The organism is Xanthomonas euvesicatoria pv. euvesicatoria (assembly GCF_020880415.1).
GTDB lineage: Bacteria > Pseudomonadota > Gammaproteobacteria > Xanthomonadales > Xanthomonadaceae > Xanthomonas > Xanthomonas euvesicatoria.
Map to the genome: position 1 here is coordinate 22,065 of NZ_JAJIUJ010000098.1, position 25,788 is coordinate 47,852.

At 64.7% G+C, this 25,788-nt stretch carries 19 protein-coding genes, 1 tRNA gene and 1 pseudogene; 9 read left to right on the forward strand and 12 right to left on the reverse strand.

Annotated features, from left to right (window positions below):
• Window positions 1–222 precede the first annotated feature (222 nt).
• Both LN450_RS16030 and LN450_RS16035 read left to right on the forward strand, forming a co-directional pair.
• Window positions 223–2,103, forward strand: a complete 1,881-nt coding sequence (locus LN450_RS16030) for an ABC transporter ATP-binding protein (protein ID WP_011346923.1) — start codon at window positions 223–225, stop codon at window positions 2,101–2,103.
• 198 nt (window positions 2,104–2,301) lie between these two features.
• Window positions 2,302–3,081 carry a ferredoxin--NADP reductase gene (locus tag LN450_RS16035; protein WP_008571411.1) on the forward strand — a complete coding sequence of 260 codons (780 nt, stop codon included), beginning with the start codon at window positions 2,302–2,304 and terminating at the stop codon, window positions 3,079–3,081.
• A 147-nt stretch (window positions 3,082–3,228) separates the two neighbouring features.
• Here the strand turns inward: LN450_RS16035 and LN450_RS16040 are convergent, their stop codons facing one another.
• Window positions 3,229–3,714 carry a glutathione peroxidase gene (locus LN450_RS16040; protein WP_008571409.1) on the reverse strand — a complete coding sequence of 162 codons (486 nt, stop codon included), beginning with the start codon at window positions 3,712–3,714 and terminating at the stop codon, window positions 3,229–3,231.
• Window positions 3,715–4,087: 373 nt separating this feature from the next.
• On the opposite strand from LN450_RS16040, the gene LN450_RS16045 reads away from it, so the two are divergent.
• Complete coding sequence (locus LN450_RS16045) at window positions 4,088–6,286, forward strand: M3 family metallopeptidase (protein ID WP_039417603.1); 2,199 nt, start codon at window positions 4,088–4,090, stop codon at window positions 6,284–6,286.
• A gap of 232 nt (window positions 6,287–6,518) precedes the next feature.
• On the opposite strand, the gene LN450_RS16050 is transcribed toward LN450_RS16045, so the two are convergent.
• From LN450_RS16050 to LN450_RS16060, 3 genes are all read right to left on the reverse strand, one after another.
• Window positions 6,519–7,019 carry a MarR family winged helix-turn-helix transcriptional regulator gene (locus tag LN450_RS16050; protein ID WP_008571407.1) on the reverse strand — a complete coding sequence of 167 codons (501 nt, stop codon included), beginning with the start codon at window positions 7,017–7,019 and terminating at the stop codon, window positions 6,519–6,521.
• Between the two features lie 66 nt (window positions 7,020–7,085).
• Window positions 7,086–7,931, reverse strand: a complete 846-nt coding sequence (locus LN450_RS16055) for a DUF3298 and DUF4163 domain-containing protein (RefSeq protein WP_011346921.1) — start codon at window positions 7,929–7,931, stop codon at window positions 7,086–7,088.
• A gap of 51 nt (window positions 7,932–7,982) precedes the next feature.
• Window positions 7,983–8,252 carry a GNAT family N-acetyltransferase gene (locus tag LN450_RS16060; protein ID WP_011346920.1) on the reverse strand — a complete coding sequence of 90 codons (270 nt, stop codon included), beginning with the start codon at window positions 8,250–8,252 and terminating at the stop codon, window positions 7,983–7,985.
• Window positions 8,253–8,479: 227 nt separating this feature from the next.
• Between LN450_RS16060 and LN450_RS16065 the strand changes: the two genes are divergently transcribed.
• Window positions 8,480–8,668, forward strand: coding sequence for a hypothetical protein (locus tag LN450_RS16065; protein WP_005911777.1), 189 nt, complete (start codon window positions 8,480–8,482; stop codon window positions 8,666–8,668).
• 308 nt (window positions 8,669–8,976) lie between these two features.
• Here the strand turns inward: LN450_RS16065 and LN450_RS16070 are convergent, their stop codons facing one another.
• Both LN450_RS16070 and LN450_RS16075 read right to left on the reverse strand, forming a co-directional pair.
• A complete protein-coding gene (locus tag LN450_RS16070; protein WP_003483519.1) occupies window positions 8,977–9,585 on the reverse strand; it encodes a rhomboid family intramembrane serine protease in 609 nt (202 codons plus the stop codon).
• 7 nt (window positions 9,586–9,592) lie between these two features.
• Window positions 9,593–11,158 carry a POT-type proton-dependent oligopeptide transporter gene (locus LN450_RS16075; RefSeq protein ID WP_039417601.1) on the reverse strand — a complete coding sequence of 522 codons (1,566 nt, stop codon included), beginning with the start codon at window positions 11,156–11,158 and terminating at the stop codon, window positions 9,593–9,595.
• 358 nt (window positions 11,159–11,516) lie between these two features.
• Between LN450_RS16075 and LN450_RS16080 the strand changes: the two genes are divergently transcribed.
• From LN450_RS16080 to LN450_RS16090, 3 genes are all read left to right on the forward strand, one after another.
• The gene (locus LN450_RS16080; RefSeq protein WP_011346918.1) at window positions 11,517–13,286 is read left to right on the forward strand and encodes a M14 family metallopeptidase; all 1,770 of its coding nucleotides are present in this window, start codon (window positions 11,517–11,519) and stop codon (window positions 13,284–13,286) included.
• 178 nt (window positions 13,287–13,464) lie between these two features.
• Entirely contained in the window at window positions 13,465–15,654 is a 2,190-nt protein-coding gene (locus tag LN450_RS16085; protein WP_039417599.1) for a beta-glucosidase family protein, read from the forward strand.
• A 140-nt stretch (window positions 15,655–15,794) separates the two neighbouring features.
• A tRNA-Leu gene (locus tag LN450_RS16090) sits at window positions 15,795–15,881 on the forward strand.
• Window positions 15,882–16,011: 130 nt separating this feature from the next.
• On the opposite strand, the gene LN450_RS16095 is transcribed toward LN450_RS16090, so the two are convergent.
• The 6 genes and pseudogenes from LN450_RS16095 to LN450_RS16120 all read right to left on the reverse strand — a co-directional run bounded on the left by LN450_RS16095 (window position 16,012) and on the right by LN450_RS16120 (window position 22,302).
• On the reverse strand, window positions 16,012–16,431 hold the full coding sequence (locus LN450_RS16095; protein WP_309136597.1) for an STY0301 family protein: 420 nt from the start codon (window positions 16,429–16,431) through the stop codon (window positions 16,012–16,014).
• A gap of 155 nt (window positions 16,432–16,586) precedes the next feature.
• Entirely contained in the window at window positions 16,587–17,048 is a 462-nt protein-coding gene (locus tag LN450_RS16100) for a hypothetical protein (protein WP_011346915.1), read from the reverse strand.
• Between the two features lie 510 nt (window positions 17,049–17,558).
• Entirely contained in the window at window positions 17,559–19,139 is a 1,581-nt protein-coding gene (locus LN450_RS16105; protein WP_011346914.1) for a DHA2 family efflux MFS transporter permease subunit, read from the reverse strand.
• A gap of 6 nt (window positions 19,140–19,145) precedes the next feature.
• Window positions 19,146–20,339 (reverse strand): HlyD/EmrA/EmrK family protein, encoded by a 1,194-nt coding sequence (locus tag LN450_RS16110; RefSeq protein ID WP_011346913.1) that lies wholly within the window; start codon window positions 20,337–20,339, stop codon window positions 19,146–19,148.
• A 10-nt stretch (window positions 20,340–20,349) separates the two neighbouring features.
• Window positions 20,350–21,838 (reverse strand): annotated as a pseudogene (locus LN450_RS16115) (AdeC/AdeK/OprM family multidrug efflux complex outer membrane factor).
• Between the two features lie 23 nt (window positions 21,839–21,861).
• Window positions 21,862–22,302: a MarR family winged helix-turn-helix transcriptional regulator gene (locus LN450_RS16120; RefSeq protein ID WP_014089765.1), complete on the reverse strand. Its 441-nt coding sequence runs from the start codon at window positions 22,300–22,302 to the stop codon at window positions 21,862–21,864.
• Between the two features lie 122 nt (window positions 22,303–22,424).
• On the opposite strand from LN450_RS16120, the gene LN450_RS16125 reads away from it, so the two are divergent.
• Both LN450_RS16125 and parC read left to right on the forward strand, forming a co-directional pair.
• Window positions 22,425–23,276: an AraC family transcriptional regulator gene (locus tag LN450_RS16125; RefSeq protein ID WP_011346911.1), complete on the forward strand. Its 852-nt coding sequence runs from the start codon at window positions 22,425–22,427 to the stop codon at window positions 23,274–23,276.
• A 61-nt stretch (window positions 23,277–23,337) separates the two neighbouring features.
• A complete protein-coding gene (gene parC, locus LN450_RS16130; RefSeq protein WP_011346910.1) occupies window positions 23,338–25,581 on the forward strand; it encodes a DNA topoisomerase IV subunit A in 2,244 nt (747 codons plus the stop codon).
• The last annotated feature ends 207 nt before the right edge of the window (window positions 25,582–25,788 follow it).

The window sequence follows — 25,788 nt, forward strand, 5'->3', positions numbered from 1 at the left end:
ATCGCTACGATTGACTGATGCGGTCTTTGGCCGGTCGTCGTCGGCGCAGCGCTGCGGCCGTGCTGCGGTGATGGCAAGCGACGAGTCCACGGACCGTTGCCGGCGCACCGGCTGGCGGTGAGCCCTGTGCGCCAAGGCGAGCCCGCGCCTGCGCGCGGGCCCTGGCCTTTCCTGCCGCCAGCCAACACCCCGCGCCCACGCCGGGCGCGGCACACTAGCGCGATGTCAGCTTCCCGTTCCGGCGCCACTGCGCCTGCCGCTCCCCGTACCGGCCCTACCCTGCGCGAGCGCCTGGATGCGCTGCGCAATCTACCGCCGTTCCTGCAGCAGATCTGGCAGACCAGCCGCTGGCTGAGTGCCAGCAGCATCGGCTTGCGCGTGCTGCGCGCGCTGATGCCGGTGGCGACGCTGTACATCGGCAAATTGATCATCGACGAGGCGATCCACCTGGTCGGCCAGCCGTCGGCATTCGACTCGTTTGCGCAGGCCCTGGGCAGCGGCCGCCTGAACCGGCTACTGGAACTGCTGGCGCTGGAACTGGCGTTGGCGATCGGCTCGGACCTGCTCGGCCGGCTGGTCGGCTATGCCGATGCGCTGCTGTCGGAGTTGTTCAACAACGCTGCCAGCGTGCGTCTGATGGAACATGCCGCGCAGCTGGATCTGGAGGATTTCGAAGACCCGGACCGGCAGGACAAGCTGGATCGCGCGCGACGCCAGACCATGAACCGCATGAACCTGATGAGCCAGCTGTTCGGCCAGGTGCAGGACGCCATTACCGTGATCAGCCTGGCGGTGGGCCTGGTGGTCTATGCACCCTGGTTGATCGTGCTGCTGGCAGTCGCGTTGATTCCAGCCTTCATCGGCGAGGCGCATTTCAATGCGCTCGGCTATTCGCTCAACTTCCAGTGGACGCCGGAACGGCGCCAGCTCGATTACCTGCGCCAGGTCGGCGCCAGCGTGGAGACGGCCAAGGAAGTCAAGATCCTCAACCTGCACCGCTTCCTGATTGCGCGCTACCGCCGGCTGGCCGACAAATTCTTCCAGGCCAACCGTGCGCTGGCACGCAAGCGTGCCATGTGGGGGGCGCTGCTGGCCGCGCTCGGCACCTTGGGCTACTACATGGCCTACGGCTACATCGCCTGGCGCACCGTGCGCGGCGACTTCAGCATCGGCGACCTGACCTTCCTGGCCGGCAGTTTCCTGCGCCTGCGGCAATTACTGGAAGGCTTGCTGATCGGCTTTTCGCAGGTCGCAGGCCAGGCGCTGTATCTGGACGATCTGTATTCGTTTTTCAACATCGTGCCGGAAATCCGCTCGCGCCCGAACGCACTGCCGGTACCACGCCCGATCCGCCAGGGCTTCGTGTTCGAAGACGTCGGCTTCCGCTACCCGGACGCGGAACAGTGGACGGTGCGGCACCTGGATTTCGAACTGCGCGCCGGTGAAGTGCTGGCGCTGGTCGGCGAAAACGGCGCCGGCAAGACCACCCTGGTCAAGCTGCTGGCCCGGCTCTACGACCCCGACGAAGGCCGCATCCTGCTCGATGGTCAGGACTTGCGCGCCTACGACCTGGACGACCTGCGCGCCAACCTCGGCGTGATCTTCCAGGACTTCGTGCGCTATCACCTGAGCGTTGGCGAAAACATCGGCGTGGGCCAGGTGGACGCGATGGACGACACGCCACGTATCCGCGCCGCCGCGCAACGCGCGATGGCCGGCGAGCTGATCGACAGCCTGCCCGACGGTTACAACCAGTTGATCGGGCGGCGTTTCAAGAACAGCGTGGATCTGTCCGGCGGGCAATGGCAGAAGATCGCCATCGCCCGCGCCTACATGCGCGATGCGCAGCTGATGATCCTGGACGAACCCACTGCCGCGCTGGATGCGCGCAGCGAATTCGAGGTGTTCCAGCGCTTCAAGGAGCTGTCGGACAACCGCACCGCCGTGCTGATCTCGCACCGCTTCTCCAGCGTGCGCATGGCCGACCGCATTCTGGTGCTGGCTGCTGGCCGCATCGAGGCCAACGGCACCCACGAAGAGCTGATGGCGCAGGGCGGCCGGTATGCGGAATTGTTCGAATTGCAGGCGGCGGGGTATCGGTGAGGCAGGGATTCGGGATTGGGGATTGGTAAAAGCTGCCGGCTCATCCGCGAGCCCGGCGCGCTCAGGATCCAGGATCTGCTCTTGCGAATTGCGAATCCCCAATCCCGACTCCCGAATCCCCGCACCCAAATGAGAGTTCATCTCATTTGGCCAGCTTGAGGTAGAATTGGCGCGTACTCCTCCCACGACACGACCGGTATGTCTTCCGCTTTTGGCGCCGAAACGGTGCTTGAGGTCCGTCATTGGACCGATGCCTACTTCAGCTTCACCACGACCCGTGATGCCGGCTTCCGTTTCGAAAACGGGCAGTTCGTGATGATCGGGCTGGAAACCGAAACGCGTCCGTTGCTGCGTGCGTATTCGATCGCCAGCGCCAATTGGGAAGAACATCTGGAGTTCTTCAGCATCAAGGTGCCGGACGGCCCGCTGACCTCGCGGCTGCAGCACATCCAGCCCGGCGACAAGGTGCTGGTCGGCAAGAAACCCACCGGCACGCTGCTGATCAGCGACCTGCACCCCGGGCGCAACCTGTATCTGCTGGGCACCGGTACCGGCCTGGCGCCGTGGCTGTCGATCATCAAGGACCCGGAAACCTACGAGCGTTTCGACAAGGTGATCCTCACCCAGGGCGTGCGGTTCGTGCAGGATCTGGCCTACCGCGATTACTTCGAACGCGAATTGCCGCAGCATGAATTCCTCGGCGACCTGCTGCGCGAGAAATTGCTGTACTACCCGGCGGTCACGCGCGAAGCCTTCGCCAACCAAGGCCGTTTGACCGAGCTGATGGCCGATGGGCGCATGCAGCAGACGCTCGGGTTGCCGACACTGGATCCGGCCAACGACCGCTTCATGATCTGCGGCAGCCCGCAGATGCTGGCCGACCTGCGCACCCTGCTCGATAGCCGCGGTTTCCAGACCTCGCCGCGCATCGGCACGCCGGGGCATTACGTGTTTGAGCGCGCATTTGTCGAAAAGTGATGCGACGCGTGCAAGACCCGCGCGGCGCGGCGTTTCATCTGAAGAACCCGAGATCGTAGAGCGCCCCCGGGCGCGACCAGGCGTTACCGGGAAAGCTTCGTCGCGCCCGGGTGCGCTGCTACGGTTTCATTCCCATGCCCTGCCGGATCACGCGCCCAGCGCGCGCTCGATGTCGGCGGCCAACGCTTCCGGCTTGGTGGTGGGCGCATAACGTTCCAGTACGCGGCCGTCGCGGCCGACCAGGAACTTGGTGAAGTTCCACTTGATCGCTTCGGATCCGAGCACACCGCGTTGTTCGTGCTTGAGCCATTGCCACAGCGGATGCGCTCCGTTGCCGTTGACCTCGATTTTTGCTGCCAGCGGAAAATCCACCGCATAGTCGAGCGAGCAGAACTGGCGGATCTGCGCCGCATCGCCCGGCTCCTGATGGCCGAACTGATCGCAGGGAAAGCCGATCACCACCAGCCCACGTTCGCGATAACGCTGCCACAGCGCCTGCAGCCCCGCGTATTGCGGCGTAAACCCGCACTTGGATGCAACATTGACCACCAGCAGGACGTTGCCGGCGTAATCGCGCATCGACTGGGTGCGACCTTCCAGGTCGGTGAAGGCGAAGGTGGAGATGTCGCTCATGGTTGCCCTGCAGTGTGCGAGACGGGCAGCGTACCGTAGCCGCCTGCACGACGGCCATGCGGCGGGGAAAGATTGCCAAGGGCAGTCGTGCGGCAGATCGCCTGCCGCGCGACACGCCAGGATCGTCAAGCAGACGCCCCGGCAGCTCGCCGAGGTCGCCCGAAGACCGCTAGCGCGTACTGCCACAAAGTGCGACGGGCACACTGCCGGCGGCGGTACAGGCCCAGCTTGCATCGACTCGCGCAATTGCAGGGCGAGCAACGGTTGTGCCCGCCTGATCGCGTCGCCTTGGCTTGGCAGCCATGCCTTTTGTCACACGCCTGTCCCGACGGGCTGGGTTAGCCTCGGCGGTTCGAACTTTGGAGCAACTCTCTTGACCACCCGTCTCGCTTTTGCCCTGGCCGCCTCCCTGGGACTTGCCATGCCGTCCTACAGCATCGCCGCCCCCGCTGCCACGCAGGCCGCCACCCAAGCCAATCCCTTTTTTGCCGACAGCACGCTGCCGCTGCATTACCCGCAGTTCGACAAAATTAAGGACAGCGATTTCGCACCTGCCTTCGATGCCGGCATGGCCGAACAGTTGAAGGAAGTGGAAAAAATCGCCAACCAGAAAGCCAAGCCCAGCTTCGACAACACCATCATCGCGCTGGAAAAGAGCGGCGCCACGCTCGACCGCGCCACCACGGTGTTCTTCAATCTGGTGGGCGCAGACACCAACGACGCACGCAAGAAGTTGCAGGCCGACTATTCGGCGAAGTTCGCAGCGCACCGCGATGCGATTTCGCTCAACGGCAAGCTGTTCGCACGCATCCAGACCTTGTACGACCAACGCGCCACGCTGGGGCTGGATGCGCAAGGCGTGCGCCTGGTCGAGAAGTACTACAGCGACTTCGTGCGCGACGGCGCCAAGCTCTCCGACGTCGACAAGACCACGCTCAAGGCCATGAATGCCGAGCTGGCCAACCTGGGCACCACCTTCAGCCAGAACGTGCTGGCCGAAGTGAATGCTGCCGCTGTGGTCGTGGACGACGTCAGGCAGCTGGACGGTTTGTCGCAGGAGCAGATTGCCGCCGCCGCCGAAGCGGCCAAGGCGCGCAAGCTCGATGGCAAGTACGTCATTGCCTTGCTCAACACCACCGGCCAGCCGCCGCTGACCCAGCTGAAGAATCGCGAGCTGCGCAAGAGGATCTACGACGCCTCGGTGTCGCGCGGCAGCCACGGCGGCCAGTACGACAACACCGCGCTGGTGTCGCGCATCATGAAGCTGCGCGCCGACAAGGCCAAGCTGCTGGGCTTCCCCACCTATGCCGCCTACTCGCTGGAAAACCAGACCGCCAAGACGCCCGAAGCGGTCAACGCGATGCTGGGCAAACTGGCGCCGGCCGCGGTGGCCAATGCCAAGCGCGAAGCCGCCGATCTGCAGGCCATGATCGACAAGGAACAAAAGGCTGCGCGCAAGCCGACGTTCAAGCTGGAAGCCTGGGATTGGGCCTACTACAGCGAGAAGGTGCGCCAGGCCAAGTACAACTTCGACGAATCCCAGCTCAAGCCGTACTTCGAACTGAAGAACGTGCTGGAAAATGGCGTGTTCTATGCGGCCAATCAGGAATATGGCCTGACCTTCAAACAGCGCACCGACCTGCCGACCTACCGCGACGACATCACCGTCTACGACGTGTTCGACGCGGACGGCAAGCAGCTGGCGATCTTCATTGCCGACATGTATGCGCGCGAATCCAAGCGCGGTGGCGCATGGATGAACTCCTATGTGTCGCAGTCGGAGCTGACCGGCTTCAAGCCGGTGGTGGCCAATCACCTCAACATTCCCAAGCCGCCGGCCGGCCAGCCGACGCTGCTGACCTGGGATGAGGTGACCACCATGTTCCATGAGTTCGGGCATGCGCTGCACGGCATGTTCTCCGACGTCAAATACCCGTATTTCTCCGGTACCAGCGTACCGCGCGACTTCGTCGAGTTCCCCTCGCAGGTCAACGAAATGTGGGCCGACGAACCATCCATCCTGAAGAACTACGCCAAGCATTACCAGAACGGCACCCCGATGCCGCAGGCATTGCTGGACAAGGTGATTGCCGCATCCAAGTTCAACCAGGGCTTTGCCACCACTGAATACCTGGGTGCGGCGATGCTGGATCAGAACTGGCACCAGGTCAGCGCCAGCCAGGTACCGGACGCCGCCGGCGTGATGGCATTCGAAGCCAAGGCGCTGCAGCAGGACGGCATTGCCTACGCGCCGGTGCCGCCGCGCTACAAGACCCCGTATTTCAGCCACATCATGGGCGGTTACGCGGCAGGCTACTACGCCTACATCTGGTCGGAAGTGCTGGACGCCAACACCCAGCAGTGGTTCAAGCAGCACGGTGGCCTGAGCCGCGCCAATGGCGATCGTTTCCGCAAGACCCTGCTTTCGCGCGGCGGTAGCGTGGATGCGATGGAGCTGTTCCAGAACTTTGCCGGGCATGCGCCGCAGATCGAGCCGCTGCTCGAAAAGCGCGGTCTCAGCGCGCAAGGCGGCGATGGTGCCACTCCGGAATCGCCGCAGTCCAAGCCGTAGATCGGCTGCACGACCTGCGCGCGATCATCGGGCCGCGTGCTTGGCAACAGGATCGGCATGTCCCCTGCGGGCATGCCGATCTCGAACACCAGACGCGACATCCAGCTGCTCGCGATGGTATCGGCAAGTGCTTGTTTGAGGACCGATGAGCCGACACGCCGCCCTGAGCGATCAGGGCGGCTTTTTGCTGGCTGCGTTTGCAACGCCTTATCGCACGCGCAACGCGCAGTGCTTAGAGTTCCACCGCGTCCACGCCATCCAGCAGCTTTTTCAGCAGCTTCTCCAGACGCAGCTGCTCGGCCTCGCTCATGCTGGCGGTCTCTGCATGCAACAGCGTGCAGGCATCGGGCAACAGGCTTTCGATCAAGGCCGAGCCTGCGGGCTGCAGCGTCAGTACGATCTTGCGCCGATCCTCGGGGCTGCTGGTGCGCGAGATCAGGCCTTTCTCGCACAGTTGATCGGTCAGCCGGGTGATGTTGGCCGGCTTTTCGCTGGCGGCTTCGGCTACCTCGGTCGGAGTGATCGATTGCTCCGGTGTGCCATAGAGCATCATCAAGATCTCGTATTCCGGCGGACTGAGGCCATAAGGCTTGAGTCGCACGCACCCGAGCGTATGCAGGCGCTTGTAGAGATGCTTGATCAGTCTCACCAATATTGCCGGCTCCCGCGGGAACGCCGGATAACGCACGCAGGTGTGGTCCACGCGACTTGCGGTTGGATCGAAACTACTCATATCACCCGTTGGAGTACGTTGCTGAATGGCCGGGCCATTCAATCACATCATGCGCGATGCGACACCTCAGCGCACGAAGAGATGTACATATTCCGGTGCGACCGAAGGCAATAATGTGGAGGCAGCGACCTCTGCCATCTGCGTGCCATCCGAGTAGGGACCAACCTGATAGGGCGCAAATACAAAGCGCACGGCAGTGATCTGCCCATTTGCATTCAATACCGGTACGAACTGCGCAAAATTCTCCGCCTGCGCGGCGGTGCCTTCGGCAATCATGCGATCGGCCGAAGCCACCTGCTCAGCCTGCTCTTCTACCGGCACGCGATCTTGCTGGACACGCTGGGTCGCTGCTGCATGCAATTGCGCCGCGACCTCCCGGCCGATCTTTTCCCAGCCTGCCGGATCCGGAATCAGCGCTTGTGCGGTCAATTGCTTGCGCTCCTTGACCAACCAGACGAAGCGCGCCACCAGAGGCTCGCCATGCGCACCGCCGGTGTACCTGCTGCCGTCGGCGGAAATCACGATCAGGTCCGGGGTTTGCAACACGGTTTCGAATGCCAACGACAGCTCATACGGCGCCGGCGGCTTGTCGTTGCCCAGGCCGGAGACCGCCTGCATCAGTTCGGCATGCGCATCCTGCGCATAGCCGCGAATGAGCGCAGTGAGTTCCGGATATGCATCCAGCCCGCGCGGATAGCTGATGCCCACCATGTAGGCCGGTGCATGTTCGATCACATCTTCCAGCGGGCCGCTCTGTACGACAGTCGGCTCTGCAGGCGGCGCCGCCGCGGGCGCCGCATCGGCTGCTGGCGCACTTGGCTCTGCCGTTGTCGGTGCGCGCTGCGTACACCCTGCCAACACGGCCAGCACCAGCAAGCCCTGCACTGCCTTGAATCCAAGCAACCGCCCCATTACCACCCGCTCCCCTGATATGCATCGTGTTACGAAAAGAACCGCTGCTGGTCAGGCCAGCAGATCGTGATATTGCGGATGTCGCCGCAGATATGCATCGGCATAGCTGCACGCCGGAATCACCTTCAAACCGTGCTGCCGTGCGAATGTCAAAGCGTCCTCGACTAATGCCGCGGCAACGCCGTGTCCGCTGATCGCGTCCGGCACCTGCGTGTGCGTGATGGTCATGATCTCACCCTCGCGCCGATAGGCCAGCTCGGCGTGATGTCCATCGGTGTCTATGTTGAAACGCTGCCGGTCCGGATCGTGTTCTGCGTGCACTGTCGACGCCTCTCTCAAGTTCTGCGCCAGCAAGAAGTAAGGCGCAGTGTGACCAGCGCGATGCCGCGCCTGCGTGAAAGTGAATCGATGGTGTGATCGGCTGTGCAGCTTGCGCAACGCGCCCTCAAGTTCGCCCGGGGAGCGCCGATAGCTGACCCGAAGGCAATCGCGGCAACCGGTGTGCGGAAGCAGCGACGTCTTCGCCTTACCTACGAGGGAGCCACCGCATGAACAACGATTCGGCAGGACACAGCGCAGACAGCGACAGCTCGTTGCTAGAGGGCTTGTTCCAGTTCGCTCTCAAGGGCGACACCCACAATCCGGATTTCACGCAGCTCAACGATACGGTGTACGAGCGCCTGCAGCAGGCCTACGGCGTGGCATCCAGCGCCGATCAGGAACGCAACGCGGCCTGAGCTGGCGCATCGCTGCGCAGCGGCCTCATCCGCTGTGCAGTCGCTGATCCCATCCAATACGTCTGTCCAGACCGTGCCATCGCGCGTGTCTGACATGGCTCGGCCGTATCGGGCCGGCTTCTGACCCGCTTCCCGCAACGCTCCGGTCCGTACACGCCGGCAGTCGTCGGGCATCCCATCGCGCCAGCTGGCAACCACGCGTTCGGCCTGCAGAAGGGACACGCTGGCCGCGCACAAAAGTTCACTTTCTAACCGCGGCAGCGTCCAGCGCGTTGAGCTTGGGCGAGCGTCACCATCGCCGGCCGCGCTCAGCCGAAGCGCGGGTTGGACAGCTGCTCCAGGAACACCTGCCACACGCGCGGTTCCATGATCAGCATGAACATCACGCCGAACGCAGCGCCAGCCAGATGCGCGCTGTGGTTGATGCGATCGCCGCCGCGGCGGTCCATCCACAGGCTGTAGCCCACATAGAACACCGCGTAGAGAATCGCCGGGGCCGGAATGAACAGCACCAGGATGATCGTCCACGGTTGCAGCAGGATGAAGGCAAACAGCACAGCCGACACCGCACCGGATGCGCCCAGGCTGAGGTAATTCGGATTCTTCTGGTTCTTCAGGTAGCTCGGCAGGATCGAGACCACCAGTGCGGCCAGATAGAACAGCGGATAGGTCAGCACGCTGCCGGTGAGCTGGGCCATCACGTTCTCGATCACCCGGCCGAAGAAGAACAGCGTGATCATGTTGAAGATCAGGTGCCCCAGATCGGCGTGGATGAAGCCATAGGTCACCAGGCGATCGTATTGCTTGTGCTTGTCTACCGCCGGCGGCCACAGGATCAGCCGGTCGCTCAACTTGCGATTGTTGAACGCCATCCACGAGACGATGCCGGTGATGGCGATCAGGATCAGGGTAATCATGCAGACCTCAGGCAGTACGGTAATTGTCGACCATGCGATACCGGCGTGCGTACAAGCCGAAGGCAAGTGCCGCCAGGAACGCGAAGGCCGCGAAGAAGAACATCAAGAAGGCCGCTTCACTGAGCCCAGTATCGGCGATATGCGCAGTCACCGTCGCATTGCGCACCGCCACGTTGGACAGCAGCACCCATAGATTGCCGACGGTGGTAGTGAGATACCAGAAACTCATCACCACGCCCTTCATCGACGTCGGCGCCTGGCTGTAGGCGAACTCGATGCCGGTGGCCGACACCAGCACCTCGCCGAAGGTGAGCAGTGCGTACGGCAGGATCTGCCAGGCGATGTGCATCGGCTCGCCACCGTCCATCACCATCTGGATCGCGCCTACCGCCACCCAAGCCACGCCACTCAAGGCGATGCCGCTGGTCATGCGGCGCAGCGGAGTCGGCTCCCAGCCGCCACGGCGTAACAGCGGGTACAGCACCAGGTTGTTGAAGGGGATCAGCAGCATCACCAGCAGCGGATTGAGCGCCTGCATCTGGGAAGCGGTGAACCAGGCTGGCATGGTCATTTCGCGCCCCTGCAGCACCCAGGTCGAGGCCTTCTGGTCGAACAACGAAAAGAACGGCGTCACCAGCGCAAAGATCACCAACACCCGCAACAGCGCACGCACGCCTTCCACCGCAACATCCGGATGGGTGCCACGCGCACGTTCTAGCTGCCACCAGGTCCCGCCGCCGATCCCGGCCAGCAACAACACCAGCGCAATGCACAGGCACACGACGATGCCCAATTGCTCGACCAGCGCGAAGCCGGCCAGCGCCAGCAACACCGAGACGACCGCCAGCATCAAGCCCGGACGGCCCTGCCCGGGCGCGTGCGTCAATAGCGCAGTGCGCACCACCGCACCGAACCCATGCGGGTCCTTCGGCGGCAGCGGCACCAGGACATAGCGCTTGCGCCCCAGCCAGAACACCAGCGTCGCCACGAACATCAGGATCCCTGGAATGCCGAATGCCCAGGCCGGGCCAAGATTCTTCAGCGCCAGCGGAATCAGCAGCGAGGCGAACAGCGAGCCGAAGTTGATGATCCAGTAGAAGGCGTCGAACACCACCTTGGCCAGGTGCTTGTTGGACTGGTCGAACTGGTCGCCCATGAACGAGGCCACCAGCGGCTTGATGCCACCTGCGCCCAGCGCGATCAGGCCCAGACCCAGAAAAAATCCGTCGCGGCTGCCCTCAAACAGCGCAAGGCAGGCATGCCCGGCGCAATACACCAGGCTGAACCACAGGATGGTGTTGTACTTGCCGAAAAAGCGGTCGGCCAGCCAACCGCCCAGCAACGGGAAGAAATACACCCCGATCATGAAACTGTGCAGGATGTGCTTGGCCTCGGCTTCGCGCCCTGGCCCGCTAATTTCCTGCAGCAACAGCGAGGTGATCAGGAACTGCACCAGGATGTTGCGCATGCCGTAGAAGCTGAAACGCTCGCAGGCCTCGTTGCCGATGATGAAAGGAATCTGGCGCGGCAGCCGCGCGCCGGCAGAAGCGCCTGGCGAGATGGAGGTGGTCAAAGGCAGTCCGGTCGTGCTGAAAACAGGCCCTATCGTACCGGCGCCCGCCCGCCGGCCGCCATTGCCCGCCCGAACATGTCGGACGCAGGAGCTCAGCGGACGCAGCTGGCGGACCTCGCCCAGCGTGATCGGTGTCGTCCAGGTTGGCCGACAACGCCATGGCGCCAAGCGTTGCACGGCAGCCGCGTAGCCTGCGCCTCCTCGAATGTTGCTCGCCCGATCAAGGGAAAGCCGCAGCGTGTCCGGGTGAAACCCACGCTTGGCACCGATCACAGCAAGACCATGACGCAGTGCAGATTGGCCTTGCACGCCGGCTCGGCTACATTGCAAACGTTTTCCTGGAACACTGGACCGCTGGATGCCCCGCTTCACTCGCCTTGCCCTGAGCCTGTTGCTGCTGACTTCCGCCCCCGCCGCGCTGGCTGCCGCGCCGCTGACCACCCAGGCAGAGCGCAGCGGTTTCATCCAGACCGGCCGCTACGACGAAGTCATTGCACTGTGCGATGCGTTTGCGCAGCGCTACCCGCAGGCGGTGCGTTGCATCCAGTTCGGCACCACGCCCGAGGGCAGGCCGATGAAGGCCTTGATCGTCTCCACCAGTGGCGCACTCGACGCGCAATCGGCCGCGCAACGCAAGCTGCCGGTGGTTTTGGTCCAGGGCGGCATCCATGCCGGCGAGATCGATGGCAAGGATGCGGGCTTTCTGGCCCTGCGCGAGTTGCTCGATGGCAAGGCCGGCCATGGCGTGCTGGACAAGCTGGTGTGGGTGTTCGTGCCGGTATTCAACGTCGATGGGCATGAGCGCTTCGGTGCCTGGAACCGCCCCAACCAGCGCGGTCCCGAACAGATGGGCTGGCGCACCACCGCGCAGAACCTCAATCTCAACCGCGATTACGTCAAGGCCGACGCGCCGGAAATGCAGGCCATGCTGCAACTGGTGCAGCAATGGGACCCGTTGATGTATGTAGACCTGCACGTCACCGACGGCGCCAAGTTCGAGCACGACGTCTCGGTGCAGGTGGAACCGGTGCATGCCGGCGATGCGGGCTTGCAGCGCGATGGCACACGCTGGCGCGACGCAGTGCTCGCCGATCTGAAAAAACAGGGCTCGTTGCCGCTGCCGTACTACCCGTCCTTCGTGCACGAAGACGACCCCAGTTCCGGCTTTGCCGATGATGTGTCGCCGCCACGCTTTTCGCACGGCTATTTCCTGCTACGCAACCGCTTCGGCATGCTGGTGGAAACGCATTCGTGGAAGGATTACCCCACCCGTGTGCGGATCACCCGCAATGCCATCGTCTCGGTGTTGCAGCAGGCCGCACGCCATGGCACGCAGTGGCGCGCCGATGCATTGGCTGCCGATCAGCGCGCCACGCGTCTGGCCGGCACGACCGAACCGTTGAGCTTCGCTGCTAGCCCAGACGCACGCACCGTCGCGTTCCGTGGCTATGCGTATACGCGCACACCGTCGCCGATTTCCGGGGCACTGATGACGCACTACGACGAAAGCAAGCCGCAAGTCTGGAAGGTGCCGCTGCGCGACCAGATCAAGCCCGATGTGGTGGTGGATGCGCCACGCGGCGGCTACCTGGTCCCGCCTGCGCAAGCGGCCTTGGTGGGCGAAAAACTGCGCCTGCATGGCATCCAATTCACGACCATCGGCACTGCGGCGCAGCGGCCGGTGCAAACCTTCCGCGCCGACGCGGTCAAGTTCGCAGCACGCTCCAACGAAAGCCACCAGACAGTGGAACTCAGCGGGCAGTGGCGCAATGAAACCCGCAGCGTGCCGGCCGGCTCGTTGTTCGTGCCGATCGCCCAACCCAAGGCGCGCCTGGTGATGGCGATCCTGGAACCGCAGGCGCCGGATTCGCTGCTGCAGTGGGGCTTTTTCAATACCGCGTTCGAGCGCAAGGAATACATGGAAGCCTACGTCGCCGAAGAGGTGGCGCGCGACATGCTCGCCAACGATGCCGCGTTGAAGGCGCAGTTCGAACAGCGCATCGCCAGCGATCCGGACTTTTCCAACAACCCGCAGGCGCGGCTGGAATTTTTTGCCAAGCGCCACACATCCTGGGATGAGCGCTACCAGCTCTACCCGGTACTCCGCACCGCGCAGACCGACTTCTAACCGCCTGCCGATTCTGCACGCGTCGGCGCGGCATCACCGCGCCTTCCAGACGTGGGCACTTAGTGCCCCTCTCATATGTTTTGACCCAGCACCACAAGGATATCCCGTGCCACAGCTCGATATGAAACCGTTTACATCCCGTCATCACCGTCCACGGCCCCTGGTCCTGGCGGTCGTGATGGGCTTGGGCATCGCCCTGGCCGCGCCGCTGGCAGTTGCGCAAGGCGCGCCCGCTTCGCAGCCGTGGATGGACACCGCGTTGACCCCGGACCAGCGCGCCGACCGCTTGCTGGCGCAAATGACCGAAGACGAAAAATTCCAGATGTTGCGCAGCTATTTCGGCCTGGGCACCGACAAGATTCCCAAGCCCGAAGGCGCGCTCGGTTCGGCCGGCTACGTTCCCGGTATTGCGCGCCTGGGCATTCCCGCCCAGCAACTGGCCGATGCCGGCGTGGGCGTGACCAACCCCGGCGGCATCCGCAAGGGCGACTACGCCACCGCGATGCCATCCGGACCGTCGACCGCATCGAGCTGGAACAGGCAACTGGCGTATACCGGCGGCAAGATCATGGGGCGCGAATCCTGGCAGCAAGGCTTCAACGTGTTGCTCGCCGGCAGCGTCAATCTGCAGCGCGACCCGCGTAATGGGCGCAATTTCGAATATGCGGGTGAAGACCCGTTGCTGGCCGGCACCATGGTCGGCGAATCGATTCGCGGCGTGCAAAGCGAGCATGTGCTGTCCACGATGAAGCACTTCGCACTCAACGATATGGAAACGCGGCGCAACTTTCATAGCGCGCAGATCGGCGAGCAGGCGATGCACGAATCGGACCTGCTGGCCTTCGAGATTGCGCTGAAGATCGGCGACCCGGCCTCGGTGATGTGTTCGTACAACAAGATCAACGGCACCTATGGTTGCGAGCACGATTACCTGCTCAACCAGGTGCTCAAGCAGGAATGGAAATACCCCGGTTACGTGATGTCCGATTGGGGCGGCGTGCATAGCGGCTCCAAGGCGGCGTTGGCCGGGCTGGATCAACAGTCGGCTGGCGAAGTGTTCGACGCGGCGGTGTTTTTCGATACGCCGCTGCGCATGGCGGTGTCTGCCGGCGTGGTGCCGCGCGCGCGCTTCGACGACATGGTCAGGCGCGTGTTGCGCAGCCTGTTCGCGCATGGCGCCTTCGATTACCCGACCCAGCGCCAACCCATCGACGGCAAGGCCGGTCTGTTGGCTGCGCAACATGTGGCCGAAGAAGGCAGCGTGTTGCTGCGTAACGAGCAAGCCACATTGCCGTTGTCCCAGGAGGTGCGCCGCATTGCCGTGATCGGCGGCTACGCCGACAAGGGCGTGATGTCCGGTGGCGGCTCCTCGCGCGTGGACTACACCATCAACGGCGGCAACGCGGTACCGGGCATCACGCCGACCACCTGGCCCGGCCCGGTGATCATCCACCCATCCTCGCCGCTGCAGGCGCTACGCGCCGCGTTGCCGAACGCGCAGATCGATTATGTAGACGGCACCGACCGCGCCGCTGCCGCACGCGCCGCCAAGGCGGCCGATGTGGCGATCGTGTTCGCCACCCAGTGGGCGGCCGAATCGGTGGATCTGCCGGACATGCGCTTGCCCGACAACCAGGACGCGTTGATCGAAGCGGTGGCCAAAGCCAACCCGAAGACCACCGTGGTGCTGGAAACCAACGGACCGGTGCGCATGCCGTGGGCCGAACGCGTGCCGGCGGTGTTGCAGGCGTGGTATCCGGGCATCGGTGGCGGTGAGGCGATCGCCAACCTGCTGACCGGCGCGGTGAATCCCTCCGGCCACCTGCCGGTGACCTGGCCGGTGGACGAATCGCAGCTGCCGCGTCCGTCGATTCCGGGGCTGGGCTTCAAGCCGGCCAAGCCTGGCGAAGACACCATTGACTACGCCATCGAAGGCGCTAACGTCGGTTACAAGTGGTTCGCCGCGCGCAAGCTGACACCACGCTACCCATTCGGCCACGGCCTGTCGTACACGCAGTTCCGCATGGGCGGGCTGCAGGTGGAGGCAAGCGGCAGCCAGCTCACCGCCAGCTTCGAGGTGGAAAACACCGGCTCGCGCGAAGGCGCCGCCGTGCCGCAGCTCTACGTCACCCTGCCCGACGGCCACGCCACCCCGCTGCGCCTGATCGGCTGGCAGAAGCTCACGCTAAAGCCCGGCGAAAAACGCAGCGTGCAGGTGGTGGCAGAGCCCAGGACCCTGGCCGACTTCGATGCCCAGGCACGTCGCTGGACGATCGCCGCAGGCACGTACCGCGTACAACTGGCGCGCTCGGCGAGCGAGCCGGTGCAAACTGCCCAGGTCACGCTGCAGGCGGCACAGTTGCCGTGAGCGCACGTGGCGCATGCACTAACCCGTGCGTGCGCCACCATCGGGCCGGTTCGGTTGCCAGACTGCGTACGGGCGACGAAAAAATGTGTCGGTTGCGTTGACAGCCTCGCGCGCAGCTTGCACAATTCGCCCCCTGAGTCGCCCAGGTGGCGGAATTGGTAGACGCACTAGCTTCAGGTGCTAGCGGGGGCAACTTCGTGGAGGTTCGAGTCCTCTCCTGGGCACCACGACTCACGGTAGATCTTAAAAAACCTCGCTTCGGCGGGGTTTTTTGCGTTTGGGCGATCGCCTGGGTGGGCAGCGCGATGCACTGATCGACAGTGCGCTGCCGCCTGCTCGGCTATCGGGTCGGGCGCGCTACTGGCAGTCGAAGGATGCGCTCCGCTCGGCTGCGGGCATGGGGTCGCTACGCAAGGTGCCTGTGCAGGTGCGTGCGGCATCGCTGATGCGCAGGGACACCTGCACTGCCTCACCGTACGCGCAAACCACATAGGTGCCGTGCGGGTCTGCATCATCGAAACGCCAGACCCAGTGCGCCACGCCACGCGGCTGCGCTGCTTCCGCGTTGCGCGGCACCAGTGCGGCACGCTCGCGGGGGTGGCCCGAATACACGCCAATCGACGCTAACCGCAGCGCCTGGTGCGGGTCGACGCCGAGCTGCGCGCCCTCCGGCAGGTCCGGGCTCTGCAAGGTGCCATCGGTGATGTGCAAGGCTGCCGGGCACTGCAATGTGGGTTCGGCCAAGGCAGGCAAGGCAAGCACCGGTGCGAGAAGCACCGTTATGCACCGCAATGATCCGACGAACGACGTCCCTGCCATGATCGCAAACCCCTCGCGTGCAACTGCACCGTACGAAGCGGCAACATTGCCGCGTTTTGAAACCAGACCGCGCTGCAGACCTGGCCACGCTGGCCTGCAGCGCGTCGCGTGGCTTACTTGCTGCCGGCCATCTGCTCAAGATAATCGGTCAGATAATGCTCGGGATTGATCTGCTCCGAGACACCGGCGTCATAGCCGACGCGCGCCGGCTTCGCCGCACCTGGCAGGTACAACTCGCCGCCGCCTTCGTCGAGGATGAGCAGCACATACGGACGGCCTTTCAGCTGAACCGTGTAGCGGGTGTCCTTTTGCGTGGCAGCCGTCGTTGCCAGCAGGATCTTGTCGTCGATCTCGCTGTCGGCACCGGTCACCTGCATCAGCGCCTGATTCTTTTCGCGCGGGCCGTAACGCAAGGTCGACACCTTGACGCCATCGCTGGAGCTATACGCCTTGGCTTGCTTGGCCACCTCCGGACGTGCGGCCGCGGCCTGCGTCTGCGCAACGGCAGCGATGCCAAGGAGTGGAATGAGCAATGTCGTCGCACAGACGCGACGCCATGAGGATCGAAACATCATCGAAGCTTCCTTGTGTGATGAAAAACGCAGGCGGCATGCCCGCGCACGACGCCGCGCGTGGCCCTCGCGGAAAAAACAGGACCGCGCTAGCGGCAGCGACGCATGCTACCCCAACCCCTGCGAGATCGCCTGGCGCCTTATCTGCGCAAGCGGCCCATCGCGCGCGCATGAGAGCCGCCCTCACGCTGCCAACCAATGGTGGATTCGGCCGTGTTGACGCCCCGCCCTAAGCTGGTCGGCAGCACCGGCGTTTTCGGTGCGTAGCGCATGGGCAAATGCCCGCATGTCGCCATCAGCCGGCGAGTGCAGCGGAAAGGCGATGCGTGTTTTTCGAGATGGCACCGACGCCAAACGAACCGCTTGCCCACCCAAAACGCGGCAAAGAGCTGCTCCGGCGTCGCTGGCTGTGTGGTGTCAGATCGGCAAGCCCGTCGACGACGCGAAATAGCGGCTTGCCGTTAGGCACCACAGACACCGCCGACGATGCCGTAACGCTCTGGACAGAAGGGCTCAGTGCCCCCCTGCTGCTGCCGCGCTCCCGGCGCCGGCGCCGAACGGCGGCTTTGCCAGCCACAGGAAGAAGATGATCGCCAGAAAGGTCCATCCAAGCAGATAGAAGATGTCGTTGAAGCCCATCTGCGAAGCCTGGTGGTTGATCATGTTATTGAGCGATGCCGCGCCGCGTTGCAGGTCGCCCTGCCCCATCGCGGTCACCTGCTCCTGCATGCCCGGCGTGTACACCGAAATGTGCTCGGTGATGTGCGCGTGGTGCACCTGGGTACGGCGTGCCCACAGGTAGGTCGTCAACGACGCGGCGAAACTCCCGCCCAGCGTGCGCAGGAAAGTGGCCAGGCCCGAACCCGCCGCGATCTCGCGGCCATCCAGATCCGACAACAGAATCTGCAACACCGGCATGAAGAACAATGCCACGCCTACGCCCATCACCAACTGGATCGTGGCCACATGGCCGAAGTCCACCTGCAGGTTGAAATTGGAGCGGAAGAAGCTGGTGAAGGACATGAAGATAAAGGCGATGGTGGCCAGCATGCGCAGGTCGAAGCGCAGCGCGTATTTGCCCACGAACGGCGTCATCAGCACCGGCAGGATGCCGATCGGCGCAGTCGCAAGGCCGGCCCAAATCGCGGTGTAACCCATATCGCGCTGCAGCCATTGCGGGATCAGCAGGCTCACGCTGAAGAACGCGGCATATGCGACCACCATGGCCAGCGTGCCGGCGCGGAAATTGCGATGCCGGAACAGCTTGAGATCGACGATGGGATCCTTGTCGGTCAACTCCCAGATCACGAACACCACCAGCGCCACTGCCGCGATGCAGGCCAGCAACACGATCTTGTCCGAAGAGAACCAGTCTTCGTCGTTTCCCAGATCCAGCACCAACTGCAGGGCGCCCACGCCAACCACCAGCAGGATCAGGCCGATGTAGTCCATGCGCGGCTTTTCGAGCTGTTCGGGGCGATGCCGCAATTGCGAACCCACGATACTGCTGGCGATCACGCCCAGCGGCACGTTGATCAGGAAGATCCATTCCCAGCTGTAGTTGTCGGTGATCCAGCCGCCGAGAATCGGCCCGGCGATCGGGGCCACCACGGTAATCATCGCCAGCAACGCCAGCGCCTGTCCGCGTTTTTCGCGCGGATAGATCGACACCAGCAGACTCTGGGTGATGGGATACATCGGGCCGGCAACGAATCCTTGCAGCGCGCGCGCCACCACCAGCATCCCCATGCTCTGCGCCAGGCCGCACAGCAGCGAGGCGATGGTGAACGCCAGCGTGGACCACACGAACAACTTGGTTTCGCCAAACCGGCGACTCAACCAACCGGTCAGCGGCAGCGCAATGGCAGTGCTGACGGCGAACGAGGTGATCACCCAGGTGGCCTGCTGCGAACTGGCGCCGAGGTTACCGGCGATGGTCGGCAGCGAGACGTTGGCGATGGTGGTGTCCAGCACCTGCATGAACGAGGCCATGGCCAGGCCCACGGTGCACAACGCCACGCTGGCCGGGCGAAAACCGGCGGCAGGCGCCGGTGCCGCCGGGCCGCCGGGCGCGGTGGAAGCTTGCGAAGACATGGTGGCTTAGCCCGCCTTGCTGGCAGCCTGCGAGGGCAGGTTGTCCTGGATGATGCGTTGGATGTCGGCGTCGGCAGCCTTGAGCTGCTGCGCATACACGTCGGTGGAAAACACCGCGCCGTTGGCGACCTGGGTCGGCAGCACGCTGCCCTGCTGATCGTGCAGGTTCACATCGACCTTCATCGACAGGCCGATCCGCAGCGGATTGCTGGCCAGCTGCTTGGAATCCACTGCAATGCGCACCGGCACGCGCTGCACGATCTTGATCCAGTTACCGCTGGCGTTTTGCGCCGGCAACAGCGAGAACGCGCTGCCGGTGCCCAGGCCCAGGCTCTGGATACGGCCGGTGTAGCTCACGCCGCCGCCGTACAGATCAGAATGCAGTTCCACCTCCTGGCCCAGGCGCATGTGCTTGAGCTGGGTTTCCTTGAAATTGGCTTCCACCCACACCTGCTCCAGCGGCACCACCGCCATCAACACGCTGCCCGGCTGCACGCGCTGACCCACCTGCGCCGAACGCCGTGCGACATAGCCGGACACCGGCGCCACCACGCCGGTGCGCGCATGATTCAAATACGCCTGACGCAGTTGTGCGGCGGCGGTCTGCACGTCCGGCTGGTTGGCCACCGCGCTGTCGTCCACCAACGCTCGGTTACGCTCCAAGCTCTCGCGCGAGCCGCTTACGGCCGCTTCGGCGGCGGCCAGTTCGTCGCGGGCATGCGCCAGTTCTTCGTTGGAGATCGCGCCGGTGGCGGCCAGATTCTTACGCCGTGCGAAGTCCGAGCGCGCACTGCGCAGCGTGACTTCGCGAGCGGACAACTCCGCTTGCGCACCTTCCACGGTGCGATACAGACCGCGCACCTGACGCACGGTCTTGGCCAGGTTGGCTTCGGCCTGCTGCAAGGCGACCTCGGTGTCGGCCGGATCCAGCTGCACCAGCAACTGGCCGCGCTCCACACGCATGCCGTCTTCGGCGCCGATGCTGACCACCGTACCGCCCACCATCGGGGTGATCTGCACCTGGTTGCCCTGCACATACGCATCGTCGGTGTCTTCGTGCCAACGGCCGACCAGGAAGTACCACACCACCAGACCGATGATCGCCAGGATCACTACAATGGCCACGATGCGCAGCGCAGCGCGGCGCTTGCTGGGCGCGGCCGGTGCGGGTTGAGGAGAAGTTGAAGTCGTCTGGCTCATCGTCGATGTCTCAGGAATTCGGTTGTGCGCAAGTGGGCGCGGCGTGGGCGGTGTCGCGTGCGGGTTCCGGCGTGAATCCGCCGCCCAGCGCACGCTGCAACCTCACCGAGGCCAGAAGTTGTTGCGACTGCAGCCCGGCCATGCGTTGGCGTGCGAGCAGCAACTGCTCCTGTACGCTGAGCACTTCCAGATAGCTGCCGATGCCGGCGCGGTAACGCTGCTGAGCCAGATCGAAGGCGGCCGTGGCGGTCTGCACGGCATCGTTCTGCGCTTGCGCGCGCTGCTCCAGCGAACGCACGGCGGTGACCTGGTCGGCCACCTCGCGCAGCGCAGCGATCACTTTCTGGTTGTAGTCGGCCACGGCCAGGTCGTATTGCGCGTCGCTGCCGGCCAGATTGGCGCGCAGCTTGCCGCCGTCGAAGATCGGCAGGCTCAGCGCCGGCGCGACCAGCCCGAACACCGAGCCGCTTTCCAGCAGCTTGCCGACATCCGGGTTGATCACACCGCCCAGCGCGGTGAGGTTGAGGCTGGGATAGAAGCGGGTCTTGGCGACTGCGATGTCCTTGTCGGCCGCCTCCACGCGCCAGCGTGCCGCCACCACGTCGGGGCGACGACCCAGCAGGTCGGCCGGCAGCATGCTCGGCAACTGCGTGGCGATGCCCCCGCCGAGTACGGGACGGGCGATGTCCAAACCGCGATCCGGGCCCTGCCCGACCAAGGCCGCCAGCGCGGTGCGGGCTTCGTCGATCTGCTGCTGCGCCGATTGCAGCTGCTGCTGCGCGGCCGGCACGCGCGCTTGCGCCTGGCGCACCTGCAACTCGCTGTCGATGCCGGCGCTGCGGCGTTGCCGGGTCAGCTCCAGGGTCTTCTGCGCACGGCTCAATTCGTCGTTGGCCAGGTCGTGCAGGCTCCACGCGTACGCGAGCTGTGCATAGCCTTCGGCAATCGCCGACGACAGATTCAATCGTGCCGCCTGCGCATCCACTTCGGCCGCATGCGCCTGGTCGACCGCCGCTTCCCACGCGCTGCGCTTGCCGCCCCACAGATCGATGCCGTAGCGGAAATCCAGCACGACCTGCGCGCTGCCGCCGTAGCTGCCGCCGAGCTCTTCGCCGACCATCGATTCAGGTAGCTGCAGGCCGGTGTAGCCGCCGGACACCGACAGGCTGGGGCCGCGCTCGGCCTGCGCAGTGCCGATACGCGCCTGCGCCTGATGCAGGCGCGCATCCGCCGCAGCGAGGCTGGGGCTGTGCTGCAGGCCTTCGGCGATCAGCGCGTCCAGCTGCGCATCGCCCAGCGCGCGCCACCAATCGCTGGCCGGCCACGCGGCCGGACTCAACGTGGTTTGCTGCGCCAGGGTGCGCTCTGCATGCAGCGTGCTCGGATCCAGCACGGCGCCTTGCGGATTCAGCCCACGGCTGCTGGCGCAGGCGGCCAACGCCAATGCCAGGGCGGTGATAACGAGCGGCCGCCAGGCGCATCGAGCGCGGGCGCAGCATCTGGGTCGGGGAACTAGCGACGTTCATGAGTTGAGTGCATCGCGGACACGGATAAGAAGTGAGGTGAGAAGTTCGCGCTCGGCCGCGGACAGGTCGCGCAGGCCGTGCTCGATGGCGCGTTCGCCGCGCAGGCGCAGCCGCTCCCACAGCGCCACGCCCTGCTCGGTCATGACGATCTGCAGCGCGCGCCGGTCTTGCGCATGCGGCTCACGCCGCACCGCGCCCAGCGCTTCAAGCTTGTCGAGCAGGCGGGTCACCGCGCTCGGGGTCTGGTCCAGCGCCAGCGCCAGTTCGTTGGCCGTGCACGGGGAGCGCACCGCCAGGATCTTCAGGCCCACGTAGTGGCTGAAACCGAAATCGGGCAGTTCGCCCTTCATCTCGGCATCGAGCTGGCGCATCAGCGCATCGCGCACCTGACGCAACAACAGGCCGAACGACGGTGTGGCGGAAGACGAAACATTCATGCCACACATTTTGTTCCGAAAAATATATTTGTCAACGCAATTATCCCGCAAGGGATTAAACCGCCCGCAAGGATCGCCACCTTACGCGGCGCGTGCGCCGGCTCGGTAATACAATTCGGCCAATGAGTATCGAAAACCCGCCAACCCAGATCGATGCCCTGCCGCCAGGCGTACGCGCCAGCTTTGAAAGGGCCGATGGGCCGGTGCTGATCGCGTTCCTGGCGGAGCTGCGCGAGGTGTGGGCGCCGGAAACTGCCTGGCACGCGCATGTCCGCGGCCAGCTGATGTATGTGGAGCATGGCGTGCTCACCGTACATACAGAACAGGGTGCCCTGTCGCTGCCGCCGGGCTGCGCCGGCTGGATGCCACCCGGGCAGCAGCACACCGTGGAGCTGGCCGGGCCGATGCGCGGGTGGGGCGTGATTGTGCGGCCGGATGCCTGCGCCGCCCTGCCTGCGCAAGGCGGGGTGATCCGGCTGACCGGGCTGGCCCGCGAGGCCATCATGCGGGCCGCCGACTGGCCACTGGATCAGCCGCTGGATGCCGCCCAGCAACGCCTGGCCGCGGTGCTGCTGGACGAGCTATGCCAGGTGCAGATCGACCACCTGCACCTGCCGATGCCGGCCGACCGCCGGCTGCTGCGGATCACCCGCCAGTTGCTCGATACGCCCGCCGACCCGCGCCCGCTCGACGCCTGGGCCGACTGGGGCGGATTGTCGCCGCGCAGCCTGAGCCGGCATTTTCGCGAGGAGACCGGCCTGAGTTTTGCGCAGTGGCGGCAGCAGGCGCGGCTGACCGAAGGCCTGCGGCGGCTGAGCCGGGGCCACGCGGTGGCGCAGGTGGCCGACCAGCTTGGCTACAGCAGCCCCAGCGCCTTCGTCAGCGTGTTCCATCGCCATTTCGGCGCCCCGCCCACCCGTTATCTGGCCGGCCCTCATGCGCGCGGCTTGGCATCCCCCGCCGCATCCGGATAATCGGCGCTCTTCGAGCCCGCGCCCCGGCGCGGGTTCCTCTTCACGCAGGACCTGGCTTTACATGACCGATCTGACCCGCCCCACCTTCCACGGCTTTGAACAGCTGCCGCTGCGCGAATACGCCGAACGCGCCTATCTCGACTACTCGATGTATGTGGTGCTCGACCGCGCCCTGCCGTTCCTGGGTGACGGCCTGAAGCCGGTGCAGCGCCGCATCGTCTACGCGATGAGCGAGCTGGGCCTGAACGCCGCCGCCAAGCCGAAGAAATCCGCGCGTACCGTGGGCGATGTGATCGGTAAGTACCACCCGCATGGCGACAGTGCCTGCTATGAGGCGCTGGTACTGATGGCGCAGCCGTTCTCGTACCGTTATCCGCTGATCGAAGGCCAGGGCAACTTCGGCTCCACCGACGACCCCAAGTCGTTTGCAGCGATGCGCTACACCGAGTCCAAGCTGACCCCGATCGCCGAAGTGCTGCTGGGCGAGCTTGGCCAGGGCACCACCGATTGGGCGCCCAACTTCGACGGCACCCTGGAAGAGCCCACCTGGTTGCCGGCACGCCTGCCGCACCTGCTGCTCAACGGCACCACCGGGATTGCGGTGGGCATGGCCACCGACGTGCCGCCGCACAATCTCAACGAGATCGTCAGCGCACTGCTGCGGCTGCTCGATGACCCTGACGCCACGGTCGCGCAGCTGTGCGAGCACGTGCTGGGCCCGGATTACCCGACCACCGCCGAGATCATCACCCCGGCTGCGGACCTGCGGAACATCTACGAGACCGGTCACGGCAGCGTGCGCGCGCGCGCCACCTACAAGAAAGAGCACGCCAACATCGTCATCGATGCGCTGCCCTACCAGGTCTCCCCGTCCAAGGTGATCGAGCAGATCGCCCAGCAGATGCGCGCCAAGAAGCTGCCGTGGCTGGAAGACATCCGCGACGAGTCCGACCACACCAGCCCGGTGCGGGTGGTGCTGGTGCCGCGCTCCAATCGCGTCGATGCCGAACAGCTGATGGGCCACCTGTTCGTTACTACCGATCTTGAGCGCAGCTACCGCGTCAACCTCAACGTGATCGGTCTGGATGGCCGCCCGCAGGTCAAGAACCTCAAGCACCTGCTGAGCGAATGGCTGAGCTTCCGCAGCGATACGGTGACCCGCCGCCTCAACCATCGCCTGCAGAAGGTCGAGCGCCGCCTGCACCTGTTGGAAGGCTTGTTGATCGCCTTCCTCAACCTGGACGAAGTGATCCGCATCGTCCGCAGCGAAGACGAACCCAAGCCGGTGCTGATCTCGCGCTTCGCGCTGAGCGAAGAACAGGCCGAATACATCCTGGAAACCAAGCTGCGCCAACTGGCGCGCCTGGAGGAAATGAAGATCCGCGGCGAACAGGAAGCACTCGCCAAGGAACGCGCGCAGATCATCGCGATCCTGGAAAGCAAGACCAAGCTGAAGAAGCTGATCAAGGACGAACTGACTGCCGACGCCAAGAAGTTCGGCGATGCGCGGCGTTCGCCGCTGGTGCAGCGTGGCGCCGCGCAGGCCATCGACGAAACCGAAATGGTGGCCAGCGAACCGATGACCGTGGTGCTATCGGAGAAGGGCTGGGTGCGGGCAGCCAAGGGCCACGAGGTGGATCCTGCCGGCATGTCCTACCGCGAAGGCGATGGCCTGCTGGCGGCAGTGCGCAGCCGCAGCACGCATCAGGTGGCGTTCCTGGATTCGGACGGCCGCGCCTATTCCACCGCCGTGCACACCCTGCCCTCGGCGCGTGGCAATGGCGAACCGTTGACCGGACGTTTCTCGCCGGCCTCGGGCGCGGCGTTCCAGGTCATGGCCAGCGCCGACAACGCCACCCGCTTCGTGCTGGCATCCTCGCACGGCTACGGCTTCGTCACCCGTTTCGAAAACCTCACCGGCCGCAACAAGGCCGGCAAGGCGATGCTCAATCTCACCACCGGCTCGCATGTGCTGACGCCGGCCCAGGTAAGCAACCCGCAAACCGACCGCATCGTCGCCGTGACCAGTGCCGGCAATCTGCTGGCGGTGCCGGCCACCGACGTGCCCGAGCTGGACAAGGGCAAAGGCAACAAGATCATCGAGATCCCCAAGGCCAAGCTCGGCACCGAACGCGTGGTGGCCGTGGTGGCGGTCGCACCAGGCAACACGCTGCTGGTGCGCAGCGGCGCACGCACCATGAGCCTGTCGTTCAAGGACCTGGATACGTATGTGGGTGCGCGTGCGAGCCGTGGATCGTTGTTGCCACGTGGGTGGCAGAAGGTGGACGGGTTGGAGGTGCAGTAATGGACGGCAATTCACTCGTCCGGCGCGCAGCGGCGCGGTTGGGACTGCGGTCGCCTCAGGCTGCTGGGGCGCGGCAGAAGGTGGATGGGTTGGAGGTGCAGTAGGAGACGGCAATTCAGTCGCCCGGCGCGCAGCGGCGCGGTGGGGACTGCGGTCGCCTCAGGCTGCTGGGGCGCGGCAGAAGGTGGACGGGTTGGAGGTGCAGTA

Coding starts and splice junctions, on each gene's coding strand:
- LN450_RS16030 (WP_011346923.1), top strand. CDS start 223: ATGTCAGCTTCCCGTTCCGGCGCCACTGCGCCTGCCGCTCCCCGTACC.
- LN450_RS16035 (WP_008571411.1), top strand. CDS start 2,302: ATGTCTTCCGCTTTTGGCGCCGAAACGGTGCTTGAGGTCCGTCATTGG.
- LN450_RS16040 (WP_008571409.1), bottom strand. CDS start 3,714: ATGAGCGACATCTCCACCTTCGCCTTCACCGACCTGGAAGGTCGCACC.
- LN450_RS16050 (WP_008571407.1), bottom strand. CDS start 7,019: ATGAGTAGTTTCGATCCAACCGCAAGTCGCGTGGACCACACCTGCGTG.
- LN450_RS16055 (WP_011346921.1), bottom strand. CDS start 7,931: ATGGGGCGGTTGCTTGGATTCAAGGCAGTGCAGGGCTTGCTGGTGCTG.
- LN450_RS16065 (WP_005911777.1), top strand. CDS start 8,480: ATGAACAACGATTCGGCAGGACACAGCGCAGACAGCGACAGCTCGTTG.
- LN450_RS16070 (WP_003483519.1), bottom strand. CDS start 9,585: ATGATTACCCTGATCCTGATCGCCATCACCGGCATCGTCTCGTGGATG.
- LN450_RS16080 (WP_011346918.1), top strand. CDS start 11,517: ATGCCCCGCTTCACTCGCCTTGCCCTGAGCCTGTTGCTGCTGACTTCC.
- LN450_RS16085 (WP_039417599.1), top strand. CDS start 13,465: ATGGGCTTGGGCATCGCCCTGGCCGCGCCGCTGGCAGTTGCGCAAGGC.
- LN450_RS16100 (WP_011346915.1), bottom strand. CDS start 17,048: ATGATGTTTCGATCCTCATGGCGTCGCGTCTGTGCGACGACATTGCTC.
- LN450_RS16105 (WP_011346914.1), bottom strand. CDS start 19,139: ATGTCTTCGCAAGCTTCCACCGCGCCCGGCGGCCCGGCGGCACCGGCG.
- LN450_RS16110 (WP_011346913.1), bottom strand. CDS start 20,339: ATGAGCCAGACGACTTCAACTTCTCCTCAACCCGCACCGGCCGCGCCC.
- LN450_RS16120 (WP_014089765.1), bottom strand. CDS start 22,302: ATGAATGTTTCGTCTTCCGCCACACCGTCGTTCGGCCTGTTGTTGCGT.
- LN450_RS16125 (WP_011346911.1), top strand. CDS start 22,425: ATGAGTATCGAAAACCCGCCAACCCAGATCGATGCCCTGCCGCCAGGC.
- parC (WP_011346910.1), top strand. CDS start 23,338: ATGACCGATCTGACCCGCCCCACCTTCCACGGCTTTGAACAGCTGCCG.